The 16,962-nt window shown below is 37.8% G+C and carries 19 protein-coding genes; 4 read left to right on the top strand and 15 right to left on the bottom strand.

Going from position 1 to position 16,962, the window contains the following annotated elements; translation table 11 throughout:
- Window positions 1-199 precede the first annotated feature (199 nt).
- The 8 genes from IQ236_RS21745 to IQ236_RS21710 all read right to left on the bottom strand — a co-directional run bounded on the left by IQ236_RS21745 (window position 200) and on the right by IQ236_RS21710 (window position 8,047).
- On the bottom strand, window positions 200-1,441 hold the full coding sequence (locus tag IQ236_RS21745) for a Rid family detoxifying hydrolase (protein ID WP_193871215.1): 1,242 nt from the start codon (window positions 1,439-1,441) through the stop codon (window positions 200-202).
- Window positions 1,442-2,116: 675 nt separating this feature from the next.
- Window positions 2,117-2,713, bottom strand: a complete 597-nt coding sequence (locus IQ236_RS21740; RefSeq protein ID WP_193871214.1) for a Uma2 family endonuclease — start codon at window positions 2,711-2,713, stop codon at window positions 2,117-2,119.
- Window positions 2,714-2,749: 36 nt separating this feature from the next.
- The gene (locus IQ236_RS21735; RefSeq protein WP_228041791.1) at window positions 2,750-3,100 is read right to left on the bottom strand and encodes a Txe/YoeB family addiction module toxin; all 351 of its coding nucleotides are present in this window, start codon (window positions 3,098-3,100) and stop codon (window positions 2,750-2,752) included.
- Window positions 3,072-3,368, bottom strand: a complete 297-nt coding sequence (locus tag IQ236_RS21730; protein WP_193871212.1) for a type II toxin-antitoxin system Phd/YefM family antitoxin — start codon at window positions 3,366-3,368, stop codon at window positions 3,072-3,074. The genes IQ236_RS21735 and IQ236_RS21730 overlap by 29 nt, the downstream gene beginning before the upstream one ends.
- Window positions 3,369-3,456: 88 nt before the next feature.
- Complete coding sequence (locus IQ236_RS21725; RefSeq protein ID WP_193871211.1) at window positions 3,457-5,025, bottom strand: NAD(P)H-quinone oxidoreductase subunit N; 1,569 nt, start codon at window positions 5,023-5,025, stop codon at window positions 3,457-3,459.
- A 254-nt stretch (window positions 5,026-5,279) separates the two neighbouring features.
- On the bottom strand, window positions 5,280-6,512 hold the full coding sequence (locus tag IQ236_RS21720) for an adenylate/guanylate cyclase domain-containing protein (RefSeq protein WP_193871210.1): 1,233 nt from the start codon (window positions 6,510-6,512) through the stop codon (window positions 5,280-5,282).
- A 294-nt stretch (window positions 6,513-6,806) separates the two neighbouring features.
- The gene (locus IQ236_RS21715; RefSeq protein ID WP_193871209.1) at window positions 6,807-7,229 is read right to left on the bottom strand and encodes a QcrA and Rieske domain-containing protein; all 423 of its coding nucleotides are present in this window, start codon (window positions 7,227-7,229) and stop codon (window positions 6,807-6,809) included.
- 107 nt (window positions 7,230-7,336) lie between these two features.
- On the bottom strand, window positions 7,337-8,047 hold the full coding sequence (locus tag IQ236_RS21710) for a rubrerythrin family protein (protein WP_193871208.1): 711 nt from the start codon (window positions 8,045-8,047) through the stop codon (window positions 7,337-7,339).
- A gap of 420 nt (window positions 8,048-8,467) precedes the next feature.
- On the opposite strand from IQ236_RS21710, the gene IQ236_RS21705 reads away from it, so the two are divergent.
- Complete coding sequence (locus IQ236_RS21705; RefSeq protein WP_193871207.1) at window positions 8,468-9,832, top strand: NAD-dependent succinate-semialdehyde dehydrogenase; 1,365 nt, start codon at window positions 8,468-8,470, stop codon at window positions 9,830-9,832.
- A gap of 116 nt (window positions 9,833-9,948) precedes the next feature.
- A complete protein-coding gene (locus IQ236_RS21700) occupies window positions 9,949-11,586 on the top strand; it encodes an acetolactate synthase large subunit (protein ID WP_193871206.1) in 1,638 nt (545 codons plus the stop codon).
- Between the two features lie 40 nt (window positions 11,587-11,626).
- On the opposite strand, the gene IQ236_RS21695 is transcribed toward IQ236_RS21700, so the two are convergent.
- The gene (locus IQ236_RS21695; RefSeq protein ID WP_193871205.1) at window positions 11,627-11,839 is read right to left on the bottom strand and encodes a hypothetical protein; all 213 of its coding nucleotides are present in this window, start codon (window positions 11,837-11,839) and stop codon (window positions 11,627-11,629) included.
- A complete protein-coding gene (locus tag IQ236_RS21690; RefSeq protein WP_322744300.1) occupies window positions 11,840-12,448 on the bottom strand; it encodes an RNA-guided endonuclease InsQ/TnpB family protein in 609 nt (202 codons plus the stop codon).
- Between the two features lie 233 nt (window positions 12,449-12,681).
- On the opposite strand from IQ236_RS21690, the gene IQ236_RS21685 reads away from it, so the two are divergent.
- The gene (locus tag IQ236_RS21685) at window positions 12,682-12,939 is read left to right on the top strand and encodes a hypothetical protein (RefSeq protein WP_193871204.1); all 258 of its coding nucleotides are present in this window, start codon (window positions 12,682-12,684) and stop codon (window positions 12,937-12,939) included.
- Between the two features lie 161 nt (window positions 12,940-13,100).
- A complete protein-coding gene (locus IQ236_RS28095) occupies window positions 13,101-13,235 on the top strand; it encodes a hypothetical protein (RefSeq protein WP_265578699.1) in 135 nt (44 codons plus the stop codon).
- A 222-nt stretch (window positions 13,236-13,457) separates the two neighbouring features.
- Here IQ236_RS28095 and IQ236_RS21680 read toward each other — a convergent pair whose 3' ends face one another.
- From IQ236_RS21680 to IQ236_RS21660, 5 genes are all read right to left on the bottom strand, one after another.
- Window positions 13,458-15,776 (bottom strand): GTPase domain-containing protein, encoded by a 2,319-nt coding sequence (locus IQ236_RS21680; protein ID WP_193871203.1) that lies wholly within the window; start codon window positions 15,774-15,776, stop codon window positions 13,458-13,460.
- Window positions 15,777-15,806: 30 nt separating this feature from the next.
- On the bottom strand, window positions 15,807-16,049 hold the full coding sequence (locus IQ236_RS21675; protein ID WP_193871202.1) for a type II toxin-antitoxin system HicA family toxin: 243 nt from the start codon (window positions 16,047-16,049) through the stop codon (window positions 15,807-15,809).
- Window positions 16,046-16,255, bottom strand: coding sequence for a 2-oxoisovalerate dehydrogenase (locus IQ236_RS21670; protein ID WP_193871216.1), 210 nt, complete (start codon window positions 16,253-16,255; stop codon window positions 16,046-16,048). The genes IQ236_RS21675 and IQ236_RS21670 overlap by 4 nt, the downstream gene beginning before the upstream one ends.
- Before the next feature lie 88 nt (window positions 16,256-16,343).
- On the bottom strand, window positions 16,344-16,589 hold the full coding sequence (locus IQ236_RS21665; protein ID WP_193871201.1) for a type II toxin-antitoxin system Phd/YefM family antitoxin: 246 nt from the start codon (window positions 16,587-16,589) through the stop codon (window positions 16,344-16,346).
- Between the two features lie 105 nt (window positions 16,590-16,694).
- On the bottom strand, window positions 16,695-16,949 hold the full coding sequence (locus tag IQ236_RS21660; protein WP_193871200.1) for a hypothetical protein: 255 nt from the start codon (window positions 16,947-16,949) through the stop codon (window positions 16,695-16,697).
- Window positions 16,950-16,962: the final 13 nt, after the last annotated feature.

Genomic DNA, 16,962 nt, shown 5'->3' with positions numbered 1-16,962 from the left:
TGAGTGTTGAACCGCTCCGACCGTCCCAAGCGGTGGCGAAGCGATCTCACCTACCCCATCCTGCCGGAAGCACATCGCTTTTCTACTCTGCTGTTTAGAGGCGATCGCACTCTGTCGAACTCACGTTAATTTAAACAAAAAACGTTATGTTTTTGGGTATAATTAAAGGTGCGTGCGCTTCGCTTACACACCCTACGGTTTAAATAACGGCGATACATTCGATTTCTACTAATACATCTTTGGGAAGACGGGACACTTCCACTGTCGCCCTAGCGGGGGCTGTTTCGGGTTTAAAATATTTGGAATAGACTTCATTCACTTGAGTAAAATCGTTCATATCTTTTAAGAAGATTGTGGTTTTAACGACGTTTTCCCAAGTCGCACCTGCTTCGGTTAATACCGCCTCTAAATTTGACATTACTCTTTCGGTTTGTTTGATGATTTCATCGGGATAAACAATTTGGTTAATGCGGGGGTCGATGGCAATTTGTCCTGATAAATAGATTGTGTTATTGACCATTACCGCTTGATTATAAGGGCCAACGGGTTTCGGTGCTTTTTCAGTTTTAATGATTTTACGAGTCATGGTTTTTTCTGTATCTGATACTGCTTTTGTTGTGTCAGATAAATTAGAGGGGTTATTTTCTAATTTATTACGTTCTCCACTGGGCATTATTGTACCTGTGAAGTCAGCATTTTGAAGATTAGCCCCATAGATATTAGCACCCGTTAAGTCAGCTTTTGCTAAATTTGCACCCTCTAAATTAGCATTAATTAAATTAGCTCCTCGCAGATTAGCTCTTTCTAAATTAACATTTTTAAGTATTGCTTGTTTCAAATTAGCATTTTGAAGATTAGCACGTTCCAAATTGGCATCTGTAAAATTTAATGTTGATAAATCTACATTAGCTAAATTAACTAATTGTAAGTTAGACGCTTGAAAATTACAGTCTTGAAATTGTCCTTTTTCTAAATTGGCTCGACTTAAATCTGCATTTATAAAATCGGCTCCATTAAAAGATGAATTTGCTAAATTAGCTCCTCTTAAATTAGCTCCACAGAGAGATGCTTGATTAAAATTACATGATGTTAATTGGGCATTACTAAGATTAGCTTGGTCTAACGTAATATTAGTTAAATCTGATGAATTGAGGTTTGATTTGCTCAAATTCGCTCCACTGACATCAGCCCATATCAGTTTTATGTTATTTCCTTGTACATTAGATAAATCAGCATCATTGAGAAAAGCTTTATTTAGGAATGTATTATATAGGTTAGCCTTAGTAAGAACTGCATTGCTTAAGTCTGCAACTGTTAAATCAGCATTTGACAAATTAATATCTCTTAAATCTGTCCCTTTAAGATCAACACCACTTAATTTTGCTTTCTCAAAGTTACGTTCACCTTGTTCATATTTCTCTAACAATTCTTTAGCATCCATAATTCACCTCTTGGTTATCCTTATATGAGTGTATCATTAATATGAACTCCTCCATAAGCTGTTCCCCATTTAAACTGTATATTCCCTTCGTGCAGGGGCGATCGCATTACTTAGGATTATTTTCAATCCGTAACTTGATTTAATTAAAACCAACCTTGTAGGGTGCGTAAGCGCAGCGCACGCACCAAATGAACCCAATTAAAAGCAAAAATCCTGATGATTTTGAAGGATAATTAATGGTGTTGGTATCGCAAAAAATAAACCTAATTAAAAGCAAAAATCCTGATGATTTTGAAGGATAATTAATGGTGTTGGTATCGCAAAAAATAAACCCAATTAAAAGCAAAAAACTTGATGATTTTGAAGGATAATTAATGGTGTTGGTATCGCAAAAAATGAACCCAATTAAAAGCAAAAAACTTGATGATTTTGAAGGATAATTAATGGTGTTGGTATCGCAAAAAATGAACCCAATTAAAAGCAAAAAACTTGATGATTTTGAAGGATAATTAATGGTGCGTGCGCTTCGCTTACGCACCCTACGGTTTAAATAATTTTGGTACTGTTAAGCTTTTAAACTGTATATTCGCTTCGTGCATGGGCGAGCGCACTACTAGGATTATTTTCAATGCGTAACAGCTTAGAATGATAAGTGCTACACAAGCAACAAGAGAATTATTGCCAGATTTCTGTTAAATCTAATATAAATCCGGGTAATACATCTTCACCCGATAAACTTAAAGGTTGTTCTAAAATTTCTATATTCTGATTGGGTCGATAAATACTAACAGTTTGATGTTGTCGGTCAATTAACCAACCTAAACGCACCCCATTTTCCAGATATTCTTGCATTTTCTCTTGGAGTGTTTTTAAACTATCGGTTTTAGACCGTAATTCCAAGACAAAATCAGGAGCTAAAGGGGGAAATCCTTCTTGTTGTTCTAAAGTAAGTTGCTCCCATCGATCTTGACGTATCCAGGCGGCATCAGGAGAACGATTTGCACCCTTTGGAAGCAAAAATCCTGTAGAGGAATTAAACACTTGACCCAGTTTAGTTTGACGGTTCCATAACCATAATTGTCCTTCAATATCAATATTTTTTTTGCCTGTAATTCCTCCGGTTGGGGGCATAACAATTAATTCTCCGGTAGCAGTACGTTCTAATTTTAAATCGCGGTTTGCGATCGCAATTTCCATAAATTGTTCAGGGGTAACAATTAATTGAACCGTTGAAGGGATATTAACAGATAATAGAGAAGATGATAATCCCATAGTTTTATCCTTTAACTTAAAGTTTATATTCAAGAATCAATGATCGCTATAATGATAACGACCTTGTAAAAACTCTATTCTATCTTCACTTACTAAGTAAACAATCCGATCTTTATCTGTAAGACGGCGTGACCAGACATTAGCATCTTGATATTTTAAGCGTTCTGGTTTTCCTGTCCCATCAAAAGGCATACGTCCAATTTCTTCAACTAATGATAATAGACGTAAGGCAATTTTTCGATCAGTTTTTACCCAATAAGCTATATCTTCAAGAAACTGAGAATCAAAAACCAGATCTCGTTTAATTCTACTTTTAACTGGAAAAGTATTGGCTAAGGATTCTTGAGATTTTTCATTTTCAGGCTGAGGCTTTTTCTTCTTCGCCAAGTCCGAACTCCTGACGTAATTTTTCAACATTTTGAGGTTGATTAACTCCAGCTTTTGCACGCCCTAACGCAGCTAAAAGACGGGTTGCATTCTCATGGGATTGAAACAAATAAACGGTTTCGATCAGACTTTCAAGTTCAGCCGTTGCAATCACAGAGACACTTTCTAAACCTTCTCGATAAATTGTAATCGGTTGACGATTTAGAAGCACTTGATTATAGATTGTCTCAAAATCTTTACAGGCTTGAGCATAATCGATTTCAGTCATAGTTTAGGAAAACCTAAATCAATATTCCTATTATAAACCCCCCTCAAATACAAAAGGGGGGGATAGCCGAGAAATTCAGAAGTTAAAATTACTTCCGTTTGGTAATGATAGGAGATGTTGTCAGATGAGCAACGGTTTTGGTTTTCACCAATGCGTTTTTAAACATCGGAGTATGGGTAATTGCATCGCTTGATAAGGTAAATAACGGATTCGATAAAATACCCGATAACGAAGTAGCGACCAAAGTTAAGACTAAACCCACTTGTAGAGGACGCATTCCGGGTAAATTCCATTGCATAGCCGGATAATTTTTCACCGCATCGGACATTTCTTGGGGCTCTTTCACCACCATCATTTTCACAACGCGAATGTAATAATAAATCGAGACTACACTGGTGACTAACCCTAACAAAACTAAGGCGTATAAACCCGCTTGCCAACCTGCCCAAAACAGGTAAATTTTGCCAAAAAATCCAGCTAAGGGAGGAATACCGCCCAAGGATAATAGACAAATACTTAAACACAGGGTTAATAGGGGATCTTTTTGATACAATCCACTATATTCACTAATTTGATCCGTTCCCGTTCTCAGGGAGAAGAGAATCACACAAATGAAGCCCCCTAAGTTCATAAATAGATAAATCAACAGGTAAAATACCATGCTGGAATATCCCGCTTCTGTTCCGGCAATTAACCCAATCATCACAAACCCAGCTTGGGCAATAGATGAATAAGCTAACATCCGTTTCATGCTGGTTTGAGCGAGCGCCACGACGTTTCCTAAGATCATACTCAGGAGGGCTAAAGCGGTGAACACAAACCGCCATTCATCGGCGACGGAGGGGAAAGCGTTAATCAGTAAGCGAATAGCTAGGGCAAACCCGGCGGTTTTGGAACCCACGGATAAAAAGGCCACAACGGGTGTGGGTGAACCTTCGTAAACGTCCGGTGTCCATTGGTGGAAGGGAACAGCCGAAATTTTAAAGGAAATTCCAGCAATGACGAACACTAAAGCGATGACAACGCCTAAAGATTCACCGCTAGAAGTTGCTAAAACCTTGGCAATTTCCGTTAAATTGGTTTTGCCTCCCGACAGTCCATATAATAGGGATAAACCATAGAGAAATACGGCGGAACTGGCAGCCCCAATTAACAGATATTTCAATGCGGCTTCGTTAGAACGGGGGTCACGTTTGGTATATCCTGTTAATAAATAAGAGGATATACTCAAGGTTTCTAACGCTACAAAAATGGTGACTAATTCATTCGCCCCGGACAGAAACATCGCCCCTAAAGTTGCAGTTAATAGAATGGCGATAAATTCTGCTAAGGCGGTTCCCGTCTGTTCAACGTAGCGGATGGACATTAAAATCGTTACGGCTGAAGACAGGGCAATAATTCCCCGAAAGACGATACTGAGATCATCCCCATTGAAACTGCCTAAAAAGGCGATGGTATTGGTCGTATCCCATTGAGTGTACAACACCCCAACCGAAAGCAGTAAACCTGCGATCGCCGCATAAGGCGTCCATTGGGAAGATTGAACCCGCCCAACAATCAAATCACCGACTAACACCACCAAGAGGGTTATGATCACAATCCCCTCTGGCCAAATAATCCCAGCGTTTAACTGCGCTGCAAGAGTCGAAAAATCCATAGCCTAACCTAAATGGATGGTATCGTTTACAACGAATTGGTTCTTGAGATATCCTCTCAACGCCCAATTCCCAATCCTTTGAACATTTCTTAACATAACTTCTTTCTTACCATGTATTTGTTTCAATGGCTGATAGGCATGAATTTAGATTAAAGTTTCCAGTTCCTCCAGCATTCCTCAAATCGAACCTCAGCAAGTTTTCGAGAACAGCGTTGCTGGCGTCTCGAAGTGCATGACCCCTCTTTTTCCGCGCATTAACAGGAACTTAAACGCCAAGCCATTAAAGGTTCAACTTTACCTTTAACAAAAATTGGATCACAAGGTTCAACCTTGAGTTTCCGATTTAAAGCTTGATACAGGGTATCCGAAACCGTGATTTCTCCAGCCGGAGTAATGCCTTCTAAACGTTTACCCGTATTCACCACATCTCCAATAACGGTGTAAGTTCTCACTTCCTTTCCGCCAAATAATCCCTCAATCACTTCCCCACAATGAACGCTACAACCTGCTCCCAAACCATAGGAATTTAAGCTATTTTTAGCTGCTTTTTGCATAGCTTGAGCCGCTTGAATCCCTTGTTGGGGGGTAGCATAAATCGCCATAATTTCATCCCCGGCTAGGGTCATTTTTAACGGATGATATCGTGCTGCTTCCGGTTCTACGGTTTGATAATAATGGTTTAAAACTTGGGCAGCAATATCCGGTTGTTTTTGTTCACACCATTGAGTAAAGCCACGAATATCCATAAATAAAATTGTGCGATCGCATTGTTGAAAGGCTAAGGCATCAGGATTATTTAACGCTGTTGTAACCATATAACTTCCCATCCCCCATTCTGCCATGTTTCCTAATAATTTAGCGGTTTGTTGAAGCTGATATCGTTGTTGAGAGAGTTGAAAGGCTTGTAACCCTAAAAGTAGCCCAATTAAAATTAGACTTAAAGTTAAAAATAAATGCGTCTTGCTTTGCAGAAAATTCAGAAATGTTTGCCAATATAACTGATCAGAATCCCAGGGAATTTCAACAACAATATAAAAAGCAATAATCATTAAAGTTCGGGTGATACTTTCCAGAGGAAAGAATAACCAATCTGCTTTTAAATTACCATGAAATCTTAATCCTTGAAGGGTAGCAATGAGGAAAGAAAAAATTAAGAATACAAGATGAATCGGTTCTTTTAAAAACTCTAATCCATCATGGGGTAAATCCATGACTATGTACAAACCAACCCCGACTAAATTTCCCCAAAATCGATTCGTTTTTGGACGAGAGAGAACCCAGGCTTGTATTAACATCGCTACAATTAATAAATATTCTGTTGGGTCAGTTAAATACTCAATCCAACTTTTAGAAATAATATTAGAGAGACTTTTTAAAATTAAAAAATAACCACTGTTACTCAAAAGCTCACCCCAAAAAGCACTCTGAGCATTTCCTGAAAATCGAGATTCTAAAAGGGATGTTAGGGAATTAGAGGAGGTATACATGAGTGCAGAATTCAATGCTGATATCAGTTTTGAGAGTTAGGATTCTACCGAGACTGCCATATTATCATCAAACCAACTCTAATTTGAGTTAAATTTATCAGGACAAAAATTGTTGTTAAGTAGGTTGGATTACGGCAATCATCATTGAACTGTGAATCGTGATTTTATTAATCCTTAGCACCCGAATCGTTAATAATTTTTTGAAAAATCAACTCTTTGTATTATAACAGACTTTTTGATCTTGAATATCAGTCATGAATTTCCACACCCCATGCCCTCTCCGTTAAATTTGGATTAACTGAGTTTGACTAACACGATATTCCCTTCTAGTTTAGCTAGATAACGTTTTAATCCTCGATCAGTCGGCCCTTTAATCACTTGACCCTCTGGGGTAAATTGGGACGCATGACAAGGACATCCAAATTCTTTTTTACTCGCTTCCCATTGCACAATACAATCTAAATGGGGACAAGTGGGATTAACAGCAAAAATCTCCTGGGGATTGTTGGGATTACGAATAATTAAAACAGGAATTTGAGAATTTAAAATAGAGCCCTGTTCATCAAGTTCTTGAAGGGTTCCCACTTGGATAAAATTATCAGGGCGAGTCACAAGATTAGTCGAATTTTTAGAGTTAGAACAAGCGGCTAAAGCAACGGGAAAGAAACTCGCTAAACTTCCCACAGTTACCCAAGCTAAAAAATTGCGACGCTTCATAATTAACCTATAAATTTTGGGGTTTGAGTCTTATTACCGACCATTGTAGGGGCGAGGTCTTCTCGCCCTTACACGGGTAATGGAGTCATAAAAAATAGTTTAAACCTCTAAGCAACGGTTAAGAAAAGATTTTCAGCCGTATTACATTCGGGGCAGTTTGTAAAGCCTGACGCATTGGTTGTATAACCACATTCAGGACAGACATAAAATGTCATTTTAGCTTCTTGCCAATCGTTTAAATTATCCTTAGCTTGAGTATATAAATTAGCGTGTTGCTTTTCAGCATCAATCGCGTAGGTAAAGGTAACAACGGCATCTTGATTCCCTTCAGCACGCGCTTGTTCAATAAATTGGGGATACATGGTATCTCGTTCATAGGATTCTCCCTTAATCGCTTCTTGCAAATTTTCAGCCGTTGATTTCACGGTGGGAGTTTCAATTTTTGCTTCGGGTGTAGCACCCAATTTCCGAATCACTGCGCCATGATTAGCAGCATGAATCGCTTCTGCATCCGCCGCAGCTTGAAATAAAGCAGCAACTTGCAGATATCCTTCATCGGTTGCTTTTTGGGAAAAAGCAAGATAACGAGCATGGGCGTTAGATTCCCCATTATAAGCGGCTTGTAAATTTTTCAGCGTCGCTGACGATGTATTATTACTAGGTGTAACAGAGTTTTGAATTTGAGGAGTCGCTGGAACCGTTTTCACCGTAGGTTGATTAGAATTACAACCGACTAAACTCAACCCACTTAACAGCGTCACCGTCACGATACTAACGGTTGGGCGAAACAGGGAACGCAGATTTAAAGAATAATTCATCTTGATTCGGTTTCCTAACTCAGAATTGAACAGATAGCTGTTTGGTTACTGAAATTTAAGGTAAACCTAAAAAGTGACAATCTGGTGACAGCAGATTACAGCAAACCCAGCTTTTTCTTCATCTCCTTCCTGGATGAACTTTAGACGGTGAAAATCGAGAGAAATATCTCTTGTTTTCACGATTAGGATGATGTTCAAATCAGAATTTTGATCCGGGGAGTTCAAGGGCTACTGCTGCTTTTTAATTTGCTCTATTAACTTTTTATTCCTATTGTTAAGAACCTTGAATTTAGTTATAGTATTGTTCAGTTTTGTATCGAGTAGTGGATGAGTCATCCCTTCCGTGAAAATAGAGAGTTTTTAAGCGTTACCATAAAAAAAGTAAAACTTCAATTCTAACTTAAAACTAAAAAATCAATTATGGGCATTGCTACAATTAACCCGGCAACAGGCGAAACGGTCAAAACCTTTACCGCCTTGACGGATGCGGAAATTGAGAAGGCTTTAGCTCTCGCGGATCGCGCCTTTAGAGACTATCGGCGAACCTCCTTTGAACAACGATCTCAATGGATGCAGTACGCAGCTAACCTGTTAGAAGAAAATGCCGAAACCTACGCCAAAATCATGACCTTGGAAATGGGGAAACCCATGACTGCGGCGATCGCAGAAGCTAAAAAAAGTGCCTCTGTTTGTCGCTATTACGCGGAAAATGCGGCCCAATTTTTAGCCGATGTTCCTGTCTCCAGCGACGCCAGTAACAGCTTTGTTTCTTATGAACCCTTGGGGGCAATTTTAGCGGTAATGCCTTGGAATTTTCCCTTCTGGCAAGTCTTACGCTTTGCCGCGCCCGCATTAATGGCCGGAAATGTAGGTTTACTCAAACACGCCTCCAACGTGCCTCAATGCGCCTTAGCCATTGCAGAAATTTTCCAAAAAGCCGGATTTCCTGATGGGGTGTTTCAAACCTTATTAGTCGGTTCTAATAAAGTCGCTCAAATTATTACCGATGATCGCGTTAAAGCGGGAACCTTAACCGGAAGTGAACCCGCAGGAGCCAGTTTAGCATCTTTAGCAGGTCAAAATATTAAAAAAACCGTCCTAGAATTAGGCGGAAGTGATCCGTTTATTGTGTTAGAAACTGCGGATCTAAATGCAGCAGTTGAAGCCGCCGTTACCGCACGAATGTTAAATAATGGGCAATCTTGTATTGCAGCCAAACGGTTTATTTTGATGTCAAGTATTGCCGATGAATTTGAAAGTCGGATGGCGGAAAAATTTGAGGCTTTAAAAATCGGTGATCCGATGTTACCTAATACCGAAGTCGGGCCCTTAGCAACCCCAGATATTTTAACGGAGTTGCATGATCAAGTTCAACGTTGTGTTGAATTAGGAGCCAAAGTATTAACCGGAGGTCAACCCCTAGAGCGTCCGGGGAATTTTTATCCCCCAACTATTTTAACTCAAATTCCTGAAGGAGCCCCTGCTTACAGTGAAGAATTCTTTGGGCCGGTGGCGTTAATCTTCCGCATCAATTCTTTAGATGAAGCCATTACCCTTGCTAATAGCACCATTTTTGGTTTAGGCGCTAGTGCTTGGACAACAAATCAAGCTGAACAAAATCGTTTAATTCGAGAATTAGAAGCGGGTGCAGTGTTTATTAACGGTTTAGTTAAATCCGATCCGCGCTTACCCTTTGGAGGCATCAAACGTTCCGGTTACGGACGAGAATTGAGCAGCCAAGGAATTCACGAATTTGTGAATATTAAAAGCGTTTGGATTAAATAGCGCACAAGAAACCGGGTTTATGACCGGAGTTTAGGAGATAAAATCAAGATTTTAGTTCATAAACCCGGTTTCTAAATTGGGTGTACAAATATCAAATTCCATTCTTCTTAAAAATTATGAATACAGCACAACTGTTAGTTAAATGTTTGGAAAATGAAGGGGTCGAGTATATTTTTGGAGTACCTGGGGAAGAGAATATGCAAATTCTTGAATCCCTTAAAACATCCTCGATCAAATTTATTACAACTCGCCATGAACAAGGTGCGGCTTTTATGGCTGATGTTTATGGTCGCTTAACCGGAAGAGCCGGAGTTTGTTTATCAACATTAGGCCCTGGAGCGACCAATTTAATGACAGGGGTTGCTGATGCGAATTTAGATGGAGCACCGTTAGTTGCCATTACGGGTCAAGTGGGAACTGATCGAATGCACATTGAATCCCATCAATATTTAGATTTAGTGGCAATGTTTGCTCCGGTTACGAAATGGAATGCTCAAATTGTTCGCCCTAGTATTACCCCAGAAATTGTCAGAAAAGCGTTTAAAATAGCGCAAGCTGAAAAACCAGGAGCCGTGCATATTGATCTGCCGGAAAATATTGCTAATATGGCGGTTGAAGGCTATCCTTTAAAACAAGATAAGCGAGAAAAAGTTTATTCCGCTTATCAAAGTATGAATGAAGCTGCCATCGCCATTTCTAAAGCGAATAACCCCTTAATTTTAGTGGGAAATGGGGCAATTCGTGCCAATGCTAGTGCAGCTTTCACAGAATTTGCCACCCAACTTAATATTCCGGTTGTTAATACCTTTATGGGTAAAGGCATGATTCCTTATACCCATCCTTTAGCGTTATGGACAACAGGATTACAATTGCGGGATTATATTAGCTGTGGGTTTGACAAAGCCGATTTAATCATTGCGATTGGCTATGATTTAATTGAATATTCCCCGAAAAAATGGAATCCCCAAGGCAAAGTTCCCATTATTCATATTAGCGAAACGCCTGCGGAAGTTGATAGTAGTTATATTCCGATTGCTGAAATTATTGGGGATATTTCTGACTCTCTCCAGGAAATTTTAAGACGTTCAGATCGCACCGGAAAACCCGAACCCTATGCCTTAAAATTAAGAAACGATATTCGCAAAGATTACGAATATTATGCTAATGATGATGGATTTCCCATTAAACCGCAAAAAATTATTTATGATTTGCGTCAAGTTATGGGCCCAGAAGATATCGTGATTTCTGATGTCGGCGCTCATAAAATGTGGATGGCGAGACATTATCATTGTGAACGTCCGAATACTTGTTTAATTTCTAATGGATTTGCTGCGATGGGAATTGCCATTCCCGGTGCCGTAGCGGCAAAATTAGTTTATCCTGATCGCAAGATAGTGGCAGTAACAGGAGATGGCGGATTTATGATGAATAATCAGGAATTGGAAACCGCCTTACGAGTGGGGACACCGTTTGTTACCTTAATCTTTAATGATGGCGGTTATGGATTAATTGAATGGAAACAAAATGATCAATTTGGTGAATCTTCATTTATCAAATTTGGGAATCCTGATTTTGTTAAATTTGCTGAAAGTATGGGATTAAAAGGTTATCGTGTTGAAGCAACAACGGATTTAATTCCGATTCTTAAAGAAGCCTTAAACCAAGACGTTCCTGTTGTGATTGATTGTCCGGTAGACTATCAAGAAAACTCACGCTTTAGTCAACGTTCAGGCGGGTTATGTTGTCCTATTTAACACCATTGTTATGCCGTTGTTGTGTTTGAAACCTCAATTTTTAACTCAAAGTATCTATTGAAAAAATAGCGATCAGGCTTTGAAGTTGGGGGATAGGAGAGGTGCGATCGCCTGTAGAAACCGGGTTTCTGAAGAGATATTGATGGAATACTATTAATCTCAAGGAGAAACCCGGTTTCACCGATTGTGGGTAGTTTTGAATATTTCTAAAGTCTTTGACATCCGCCCCGGCGTGAACGCACGGGGATTCCATCTATTTCAACAAATCAAAAGTAGCAAAAGTTGCGATTCCTAAATCAATCCCCACTGAATTATCAGATTGGGGTAGATTTTCAGGTTGAATTTCTACAACAAAGCTTAAGAAATATCGATTAGCACTATCTTTGATAATTGTGACTGAACTCGGTTCAGAAGGGAGTTCCCTTGACAAAATCACTTTAAGATTTCCCACTTTAGCAAGATAAACTTTCTCCCCTTTAAGGGAAAACCCGGTTTTCACAAATCTTGCTGATTGTTTGGATTTCCGTTTCTTAAACCTAGGAGGTTTAACTCGTTGACCTTTCCGATTTCCTTTGCAGGATGAGAAAAAGTTTGAGTAGGCTTGCTCTAAATCATTCAAGCTTTGTTGCAGGGGAACTACCGAAACTTCAGATAACCATTCCCGTTCTTCTAGTTTCTTAGCTTGGGTTATAAATTGTTTTTGAAGTTCAGCATTCTTGGGTTTCTTATTTCCTTCTTTGTATTCAGAAACACAGAAAGCCAGACTATCGTTCCACACTACCCTGACACACCCAAATAACTTGGCTAATGCCAATTTTTGGGATGGTGTTGGATAACAGCGATAACGATATCTGGCTTTCATTTCTGTTTCTCAATCTCTTCCTTTAGTATACAACAATTCGGAATAAAAAGCCGTCCTAGAAGGACGGGGCTTTAAACCCAGAATTTCCGGTAATCAACCAGACTGTATCAGGACTTACGCAATGCCTCTATCAGTAGGGTGCGTTAGCGGTAATTTAACGCACCAATACACTATATCTGGAGTTGCTGCGTAAGTCCTATGTATTTGAAACATACTGTACGAGAATCAGTGCCATGTCTATTTCCAAATCTGAAAAGCAACAGTCTTTAAAATCGATTAATGCTGCCGATCTGCAAATGCGAGCGATCGCCTACAGTTTAGATACTTTAATTCCAGGGATCTACATTTGGCTCGGTGCGCTCAAAATTCGGATTGGGGGTAGCGAACCCGAAGACAGCTATCCGGGGATAATTCATAGTCCAATTGGCATTGCTTTAGTATTTCCTGGCTATCGCATCTACAGCACTTATCAAGGTAGCTATGACCCTTGATCAGCATAAACTTGATGGTATTGCTCAAATTACTGCTAAAACTTTGCTATCTACAGAATTTGAGTTACTTCTAGTGGGAGCAGGTTACGAAAAAATTGGTACTGCTCCGGCTCAGGGAAATCGACTGAAAGTGTGGTGGACTCATTCTACTTTTAGACGTAATGACTTATTATTACGATCATCGAGAAGAAATTGATCGTCGCACGGCTGAAAGTAGAACTCTTGTGGAAGAATTAAAGCGCAATAGTCCACCATCGACCTTACAAGAAAAGTTGAGGGCAATTAGAGGTGAGTGAGCAAATTCGTTTTCATTTAGACGAACATATTGACCCTAATATTGCGCGTGGTTTACGTCGTTACGGGATATTTGATTTTAATTTATGAAGTCTATAGACCTGAAGAAATGATTGGGAGGATTGAATATATTTGACGGTATTGTAATGCGATCGCGTTTTAGGATTTGGGGTAGGGTGCGATCGCAAAATAATTTAGTAGATATGGGATGACGAATCCTTTAGTTATAAAACAGCTTGTCGAATGACTTGCTCAAAAGAAGAATCAAATAATGAATTAATATTTGATTCTAACAAACTGAGAATTTGACTTTCGACAGGATTAGCAGGAAAATATCCTAAACCCTCAACTTGACGTAGCAAACCCTGATAAAATTCTTCATACTCTCCTTCAAAACCCATCAGAGTCATAATTGTTAAAGCTAATCCTATAGTAATTCCGTGTTGACTAAAATAGTGATAATGACTTCCTCTATATTCAAACTCACCAGTTTCGTCAAAATAATGTTCTGTAGTTTTTTGTAAAACTTGAATCACCATTTTATTGATATTGACTCTAAAAATACAATGATTAAGCTCTTGATGAAAGGTAAAAATTTGAGATTCAAACACACTCAATTCATCAAGACAACGGTTAACAACTTCTTGTAACTCGTTAATTGCATCTTCTGGATCAGAAAATTGCTCAAAATAATTTGCACTTAGACGACTTCGTATTTCTCTAACATGAACATTCATTTCCTCAATTCTAGCATTAATTTTTTCATCAAGAGAGCCTAATTCGTTTTCAAAAGCAATGAGAAACTGTAGCCAGAAATTAATCTCATCTTGAGCATCTTTCTTAAATTTATTACGTTCTTTCAGGAGTTCTTGAATTGAGCTTTTTAGACAATCGCGCTTGTCAATTTTTTGATTAAAGCTGTCGATTTTATCATTAAATTTTTCTCTTTCTGCGTCAATACGTTCACCTTCTTGTTGCCAATCTTCCACTAAAGAATCAATATAACTATCTTCTGATTGAATTGAGTTTTGTTCTCGTTTAAGATAATCCTTTTCTTGCTCAATTGACTGTTCAGCTTCATAGGTCAATCTTGCAGAACTACGATTGATTCTGTCGATATTAGCATTATATCGGTCTAGTCGATCTTTCCATCGTTCAATACGAGAGTTTAAATTCTGACGACGGGATAAAATGCTAACATAATTAGCATCATGAGCTTCTACACGAGAGTTAAGTTTTCGTTTCATATTCTCGATTTCTTGATATAGTGATTCAATAGAATTATTAATCTGGTTAAAATCTTCATTTTTTGCTAAAATTAGATTCCATTTTGAATCCAGTTGTTCTCCGTAAGATTCTTTCTCTTGTTTCCATTCTTCTAACTCTTGATCCCTGAGTTCATATCCTTGTTTTTGCACCTCTGAAATATAGGGTTTAATTAATTCATTAAATGATTGAATACTTTCATTTAAAATATAGTCAACCGCTCGATTAACATAATCAATTTTATCCTCAAAAGATTCAGATTTATTTTGTTCTATGGGATTAGCTAATATTTGCTGAACAATAGCATTGACTTGTTGAGCAATGGAATTATCTGCTTGTTCAGATTGAATAGGAAGACTGGACAAAAAATCAAATAGGGTGTAACAAATTTTATGTAAAGGTTGATCGCAAGTATCTCTACCTGTAGCTCTTTCACAAGCTGAATGAGCATATATTCTGATTAATTCTCGTTTAACTTGACTAACATATTCATCAGGTGTTTTTTGTTGTTGATGGTTAATTAATTCTTGGAAAATAATCCCTTTTTGACCTGATAACATTTGCTGAGATTGATGTAATAATTCTGAAATTCCCTCTCCTGTTAAACAATTAACACCGACAATCGTAGGTTGAGAACCTTCGCCTAAAATATCACGATGAACTTTGAAAATTTGGGTAGCTACATCTTGAATATTTGCTTCCGTTGCAAAGTAACTCATTCCTGTTTGTTGATTCACAAACATATTGAAGACATAAATAATATTTTGATGACATTTTAACAAGTCTCTGAGATATTTTCTGTCTCCTCTTGCAAACTGTTTATCAGGAGCAATCAAATAGTAAATTAAATCAGGTTGAAAATTCAGACTTTCATAGTGACTAATCGTTAAATTTTGTTCGGAAGGTTTTTGATCTTTTTTGTATGTTAATAACTTAACTTCTGAAACCAAAGGAAAATCATCAAATTGCTTGACATTTAAAGCAACACGATTATAATTTTCTAATAAATCATCACTACATACCCCCGGAAGGTCAAAATATTTTAAACCAATAGGAAACTCAATTAAGTTAATTTCTTTCGTACAATCTTGATGACCAGTTGATAAAAAGTAATCAATTCCTAATAAACGATTTCCTAATGTTGTTTTACCACTGTGAGTTCTCCCTGTAGCAAAAATATTAATTGTACTGAGATTTTGCGGATAATTGGCTAATTTATCTATGATAAACTTAGCACGAATTTGAGAGATAGATGGAGAATTAAGTGGGAAGTACATAATTAAATTACCTCATTTAAACAATGTTAATTATTGAAACAATAGAGCGAGACATTCATCACGAGTCAAGTCAAAGTGTTCTTCCACATCCCGTAGAATTGAACTAAGAGTGCCTATTTTAATGGGACTATGATTAGGAATAGTAAGATGATGTTCACCATTTTCTTGAGTTGTTAACCGAATATGACTACCCGTTTGGCGATCAACAATATATCCTAATTTACTTAAAGCTTTCGCTAATGTTTCACCTGATAAATCTCTAGGTAATTTCATAAGGCAAAAACCTCATCACGAACAATATGTAAGTGAATCAATTTAGGGCGATTTTGTTCATCAGGATAATGACAATAAACGGCATCTTTTATCAATTCTCGCAGTTCTTGAAGGGTATCAGCTTGGGTAAAAATAGATTCACCCATTGCTTTAGCAAGATAACCGCCTTCTTGATCATCTTCGACTAAAAAAATAATTTCTTTCATGGCATTTTTATTCATAATTAGCCTCGATTAGTAAGAGCATAATAAGATTTGTTTGCAAGTCATTTATTTTCAGTGATAAATCACAGAATTATGGATTTTCAAACAAGTTAATAATTTCTTCAGGAAGGGGATCATTAAAATCATCAGGAACAACAAATTCACCTTCACATAAACCAATAGGACGGCGTTCTTTTTGAGGTGGTTTTATTGGTATGGGTTTAATTTCAGCAATAGGTTGATCAGCTTGAGTAATGATTAAGCTATTACCTTCTTGAATCAGTTTGATAAATTCTGATAAATTGTGTTGAATCTCATCTATGTTTAGGGTAATCATGGCATTATTTTTGGTTACTGATTGCTAATTGAAAATCCAGAAAAAGTAATTAAGGCTGATGTATTAACAATTATTTCTTGATTCATGTTTTCACCTTAAGCCACTTTAATATAAAATCTCATCAATGTGTTCAGCATAGTTGGTCGATAATTCTGAACTTTGATGATTGATAAATTGAGGTTCAGGTAATGGTATTTCTAAACTACCGCAAAGTTCCCAAGTTTTAGTTTTAGTAATATCTAAGGATTCTTTGCTGAAATAATCCTCTAATGCTTTGAGTAAAATAGATTCTATTGATTCTGATTGCTCTCGGATTAGATTCATTAATCGATCAGGTATTTCTAAGGTAATTTTGTTCATTTCATTAACTCCG

Source organism: Planktothrix mougeotii LEGE 06226 (assembly GCF_015207485.1).
GTDB lineage: Bacteria > Cyanobacteriota > Cyanobacteriia > Cyanobacteriales > Microcoleaceae > Planktothrix.
This window is presented reverse-complemented; position numbering and strand designations above follow the sequence as displayed.